The sequence below is a fragment of the uncultured Campylobacter sp. genome, from assembly GCF_938045535.1.
Lineage (GTDB): Bacteria > Campylobacterota > Campylobacteria > Campylobacterales > Campylobacteraceae > Campylobacter_B.
The window spans coordinates 1-5,939 of the sequence record NZ_CALIMQ010000235.1; the positions used below are offsets into that span (position 1 = coordinate 1).

Sequence of the window (5,939 nt, forward strand, 5' to 3'; positions counted from 1 at the left end):
CCAAAATTTCGGCGATCTCTACTTCAAATTCTTTCATCAAATCCCCATTTTTACTTTCGCGCTCTCGCTTTCTAAGTCGTATTGTTTGGCGATACTTTCGTAGCTCGCAAATTTCACGCTACCGGCAATATCTTTGTATATCGACGCGCTTATCACGCTTTGAAACTGCCTCAACCTGCCCTCATCCGCAACGATAAACATTTTGGCGTTAAAGTCCTGAAGTTCGTAAAATTTATTGAGAGAATTTTTAAAGTCTGTCGAGTGCTCAACCTCGAAAAACGCGTAAGGTAGATTTCGCTCGTTAAACCAGATCGCATCGACGCTGCGCGCCTTATTTAGTATGCTCGGGTAGGCAAATTCGTAAATCGCCTTTAGCGAAGTAAGATCGTCCAGCTTTTTGCTTGCGACGAAGCTTTTATTTTTATCCTGTGGCGGCACGTAGGTTTGAAATTTGCGCAGGTTGCCGATCTCTACGATAAGACCTTGAAAATAGGAGTGAGTGAAGCTATCTCTCGGATTCGTGCCACTTTCAAACTCTTTTAAAATTTGCGTCTCAAGCGACTTTAAGCCCCAAAGACCCGGGCGAATCTTAAAAAACTCCGCATTTTCTTGCACGATACGCCGTATAGAAGCGAATGGCGTTTTCGTCGACCACGAACTAACGTCGGTCGCAGAATAAAGTTGCGATAGAGTCGCTGCACCGCCAAGCTCTATCATCGCCGCTATCACGAAATCTTTTTGTTTCATCTTTGCTTGTCCGTTTTTGTTGTCGCTAACGCTCGGATAAAATTTAACTTCATATTAAACAAGCCTTCGCTTCGGACGCAGACGAAATTCGCAGGCGGGACGGTTAAAATTTGCGGCGTCTGCTTTGGCACGTAAAGCTGTCTAAACTCTTTTTTAAAATCAAACATTTTATTCCTTTTGCGAGGTAAATTTCATAAAATTTTGCGCTAGAAGCGGAGCTGAATTTTAAACGGTCATAAAATTTTACAGCATTACGCGATCGCGCGTATGCGAAATTCTACGAAATTTTACGTTCGCCACATCGTTACAAGAAATCTTGCCGCAAGCACGTCAATATCCAGTTGCGCAATAAAATTTAACGCCGCTACAAATATTTTAAAATTTCGCCGAAGCGTGCGGCCAAAACGGCGCCTTAAATTTTAGACTAGCGCGAGCTTCAGTACCTCTTCGATCCGCTCTACCGGCGTTATTTTCAGATCGTTTTTGACCTCGTCCGGGATCTCCGCCAGGTCGCGCTCGTAGTTTTTGCGCGGGATCAAAACCTCGGCGATTTTGGCTTTGTGCGCGGCGATGAGCTTCTCCTTAAGCCCGCCGATCGGCAGTACCTTGCCGCTTAGCGTGATCTCGCCCGTCATCGCCAGATCGGCGCGCACCTTGTGCTCGCTTAAAATCGACGCGATCGCCGTGCTCATCGTGATGCCCGCGCTCGGTCCGTCCTTCGGCGTCGCGCCCTCGGGTACGTGGATGTGAAGGTCGAATTTATTATAAATCTGCTCGGAATTTTGACCCTCGGAATTCTCCTCCGCGCCTAAATTTTGTGCCGCCGCCGAGCTTTTAGACACCGCGCCGCCATTTGTGCGCAATGCGGAGTTTTTGCCAGCGCGCGAGGCTTTTGCCGCGCTACTCTCCGCGTCTTGGCCTGCTTTGAGCTTGCCCTCGTCGATAAGCACCTTCACGACGCTAAAGGCGATCTGCGCGGATTCTTTCATCACGTCGCCGAGTTGACCCGTGATCGTCATCGCGCCCTTGCCTTTGATCTTGACTGCCTCGATCTTGAGCACGTCGCCGCCTACCGCAGTCCACGCAAGCCCGTTTACGATGCCGATTTGATCGCATTTTTCGACCTCGTCAATCTCGAAAACCTTCTTATTTAGAAATTCGCTTAAATTTTTCGTCGTCACGACGATCTTTTTAAACTCTTTATCTTTTAAAATTTTAACTGCGACTTTGCGGAAGATCGCAGCGATCTGGCGGCGTAGGTTTCGCACGCCGCTTTCGCGCGTGTATTCTTCGATGATCTCGGAAAGAGCGGCTGGGTTGATCGCTACGTCGGCGGATTTTAGGCCGTGGCGCTGCAGCTCCTGAGGGATCAGATAGTCCTTAGCGATCTGAAATTTCTCCTGCGGCGTGTATGAGCTAAGCTCGATAAACTCCATCCTATCGCGCAGCGGCGCAGGTATGAGAGATACGTCGTTTGCCGTGGCGATAAAGATGATCTTGCTAAGATCGATATTGAAATTTAGATAGTAATCTCTAAAGCTCGAGTTTTGCTCCGGGTCTAAAATTTCAAGCAGAACCGCCGTCGGATCACCCTTGTATGAGCTTGAAATTTTATCGATCTCATCAAGGACGATGACGGGGTTCATCTGATTTGCCTCGATGAGACCTTGCACGATGCGGCCAGGCATTGCGCCAATGTAGGTGCGGCGGTGTCCGCGCAGCTCGTTTACGTCCTCAAGCCCGCCCAAAGCGATACGGATGAGTTTGCGTTTAAGCGCGGTCGCGATGGAGTTCGCAAGGCTCGTCTTGCCTACGCCGGGAGGGCCGTAGAAGCATAAAATCGCGCCGCCGTTTTTGCCGTCCTCTTTGCTTTTCTTGCCGCTTGTGCCGCGAAGCTCCAAAAGCTGCTTTAGCGCAAAATACTCCTCGATGCGCGCCTTGGGCTTTTTCAAGGAGTGGTGGTCTTTATTCAGCTGAGCGGTAACGCCCTCGATGGACATCTTATGCTTGGCGGTCTTTTCAAAAGGCACCTCCAAAACCCAGTCCAGATAGCTTTGCACGAGCCCCGCATCGGCGCTGTCCGGATGGAGGCGGGCAAATTTATCGATCTGCTTTTTGATCTCTTTGTAAGCATCCTCGCCCAAATAGGGCTTTTTGGCTTCCAGCTTTTTGCGGTACTCCTCGATCTCGACATCGCGATCGGCATCGCCGCCGAGCTCCTTTTGGATCTGTTTGAGTTGCTCTTTTAAAAAATACTCTTTGTTCGTCTTATCGATCTTGGAATGAACCTTGCTTTTGATCTCCTTTTCGAGCCTCTGCGCTTCGATCTCGTCGGAGATGTAGTTGATGAGGTTGAAAAGGCGCTTTTGCAAGTTGCTCTCTGTAAAAAATGAGTAGGCTACCTGCTTTTTTAGGCGCAGTGCGCTTAAAATGAGATCACAAACGCGCGCGGCGTCGGTGCCGTCGTCGATGGTCTTTAGCAGATCGTTCGGGAAAAAATGCGTAAGCGTGCTAAGCGTCTTGGTTTTTTCCTTCAGCACGCTTACCAGCGCGTCTAATTTCTGGTCGTTGCCGCGCTCGTCGTGGATGATATCGACGGTAGCGACCAGCGGATCTTGCGAAATTTCTTTTACGATTTTGCCTTTTAGCGCGCCTTGAAATAAAATTTTAACCCGACCGTCAGGGAGCGGCACGGTTCTCATCACGGAGCCCACGACGCCTGCGTTATAGATACCGCCGAAGCTTCTATCACCGCTAAATTCCGACTTTGAGCTTACGACCATTATCATAGATTCGTTTTTAGCGGCTAGATCGAGAGCCTTTTTGTTATGCTCGTCGCCGATGAAAAGGGGCGCTATCATAAACGGATATAAAAATAGCTCGTCCTCGACGATGATAGGTAGATCGCTCGGGAAGGTTGTATTTTGCATCAGTTGCATCGCTCCTCCTACTCAAAAATCGCGCGATACCAAGGCGAGCGAGGTTTGATGACGTCGGTACCGTTTAATGGGGATTCTTCGATGCGCTGCTCGTAAATTTTGGCAGAACTTTCGCGGTCGGTGCGCTGGTAAAGGTCTTTGATGTCGATATTTAACTGATGCTCGGCAAGCCTGAGCTTCGTTAGCATCGTCTCAAGTAGCGGACGATACTCGCTCTGTGGATATTCAGCTATAAATTTTCGAATTTCGTCGATGCTGTTTAGCATTAGCTTTTGGTTGCGATTTGGGCGGCTAAAGGAATCGAAATTTGCTCTAATTTTTAGAAATCTTGCGTATTCGATCTTTTGCGTCGTGCCGTAGAGACGGATATATTCGTCTAGGTATTTGTTTGCTTTCTCGTAGTTTTCATCCTCCACAAAAGCCCACGCCATAATGAGTGTCATCTTCTCAAGCAGCGGAGAGGCGATGTGTTCGCTAGAAAAGCTAGTGTAATGCTTCTCGGCATCCTCCATATTTGCGTTATTGATATCTTCTAAAATTTTAGAATACCATGCCTCGGGGCTTAGATTAAAAAGCTCGCCGTCGCCTTTGCCACTGCAGCCGCCGATAAACGCGATAAATAGGAGAGCGGATAGAATTTTACTTAGATTTGTCATAAAAAATCCTTGGAATTTATTTAGCTCGTAATTTTATAGTCTTTGAGTAAATGCAAGCTTAAATTCCGCGTTCAAATTTAAAAATGGAATTTCTTTAAAATTTTTGTGCGTTCGGGCTTAAAAATCTTTGTAAACCAAAAAATTTACGCGATAAATTCTAAATTTAAGTTTAACAATAGTATAATTAGCGCCGATAACGCAGAGTAAGTTTGCGTTTCCGTAATTTCAAAATTTTAAAGAAAGGATGTAAGATGAAAAAAGGTTTTACTCTAATTGAGCTGATCTTTACTATCGTGATTTTGGCGATTACGACGATGGCGATCCCTCGTATCGTCGCGCAGACGACCGAGCTAAATGCCCTTGCGATCAAAGAGGAGCTCGTATATAACGCTAAAGCTTTTATGTCTCGTATATCTAAGGCGCAGTGGGATAGCGCATACGCAGGAGATGCTAGCTGCGGAGGCGATGCAAGCTGCATGAGGAGAATTCTAACGGTAAATCCACCTGCTGATGGTGCTCCCGAGGTCAGACCAGGGATTTTAAATGAAGCTAGCAGGCGCGGAATTAGCGCTCAAGCTCCAGCTACAAAAAGACAATTCGGTAGAAATGGAATTTCTTTTGGCGGCGGTCGTTATAACGATATCGACGACTACGACCAGTTCACGACCGATATAACAGTCGGTAATTTGGTGGGCTCTAGTAGTAGAGGTGATTTTATCCTCAATACTAGGATTAATGTCGATGTAGATTATGTAGCAGAGCCTTTTAATGCTGCGCAGTATGCTACCGGTACCGATATAAGTGGTGTTCTTAGTGATCGGCCTAACGACGAGTCCGCTGCCCCTACTAATATAAAGATGGTTAGGGTTGCTGCTACGGATCTCAACGACGCCGTAGCGAGAGACGGTGCTGCTAAATCAGTTGTTTTAAAGGCATTTTTATCTAATATCGGCGTCGGCGTTCAGACAACCGTCACTAGACTATATAACTAATAGGAGCGCGAGATGAAAAGAGGCTTTACCCTTATAGAGCTTGTGTTTGTTATCGTAGTGCTGGGGATCATCTCGATGTTTGGCGCTGATCTATACACCAAGATCTATAAATCTTACGTGCATGTACGTGCGGTAAATCAGCTGGAAGCCAGAACGCAAAATGCGATGATGCTAATCACAAATCGCTTGGAGGATAGAATAAAAAGCTCTACCATAGGCAGAGATCTTGCCGTAAATGATTTTGTGCCGATTAGCGACCTTACTAATCCGAGATTTGATATATTAGAGTGGATCGGACAAAGCGTAGAGACGAGAAATATAAATCAGAGAACTCCAGGTTGGAGCGGCTTTATGTCAATGTCTCAACTCCGAGATAGCACATGGACGGCCGATGCGAATAATGCCGGATATATCGCAGATACTAGGGCTGCGTTTAATATGGTATCCTTGGGTAGCGATTTTCCGCGAGTAGCTAGGATAGTTCGGAATTTAAGGGCTACTGCTTACAATACTCCATCTAATAATACTCAGGTCGCCGTTATATTTAGAGCTGTTACTAATGATGCTTCGCCTACTAGCGTAGGCATAGGCTTCGGCTACGATAG

Annotated in this window: 6 protein-coding genes; 2 read left to right on the forward strand and 4 right to left on the reverse strand. The window is 46.8% G+C overall.

From position 1 onward, the window contains the following. Window positions 1-36: 36 nt before the first annotated feature. The 4 genes from Q0095_RS07135 to bamD all read right to left on the reverse strand — a co-directional run bounded on the left by Q0095_RS07135 (window position 37) and on the right by bamD (window position 4,342). Window positions 37-747 (reverse strand): hypothetical protein, encoded by a 711-nt coding sequence (locus Q0095_RS07135; protein ID WP_297882682.1) that lies wholly within the window; start codon window positions 745-747, stop codon window positions 37-39. Then, a complete protein-coding gene (locus Q0095_RS07140; RefSeq protein WP_297882684.1) occupies window positions 744-914 on the reverse strand; it encodes a hypothetical protein in 171 nt (56 codons plus the stop codon). Before Q0095_RS07140 ends, Q0095_RS07135 begins: the two co-directional genes overlap by 4 nt. A gap of 252 nt (window positions 915-1,166) precedes the next feature. After that, window positions 1,167-3,686 (reverse strand): endopeptidase La, encoded by a 2,520-nt coding sequence (gene lon / locus Q0095_RS07145; protein ID WP_297882686.1) that lies wholly within the window; start codon window positions 3,684-3,686, stop codon window positions 1,167-1,169. Window positions 3,687-3,694: 8 nt separating this feature from the next. Beyond that, window positions 3,695-4,342, reverse strand: a complete 648-nt coding sequence (gene bamD, locus Q0095_RS07150) for an outer membrane protein assembly factor BamD (protein ID WP_297882688.1) — start codon at window positions 4,340-4,342, stop codon at window positions 3,695-3,697. A gap of 251 nt (window positions 4,343-4,593) precedes the next feature. On the opposite strand from bamD, the gene Q0095_RS07155 reads away from it, so the two are divergent. Together Q0095_RS07155 and Q0095_RS07160 are read left to right on the forward strand one after the other, a co-directional pair. Then, complete coding sequence (locus Q0095_RS07155; protein WP_297882691.1) at window positions 4,594-5,334, forward strand: type II secretion system protein; 741 nt, start codon at window positions 4,594-4,596, stop codon at window positions 5,332-5,334. 12 nt (window positions 5,335-5,346) lie between these two features. Beyond that, window positions 5,347-5,939 (forward strand): type II secretion system protein (locus tag Q0095_RS07160; protein WP_297882693.1); only part of this gene is annotated, 593 nt, incomplete at its 3' end.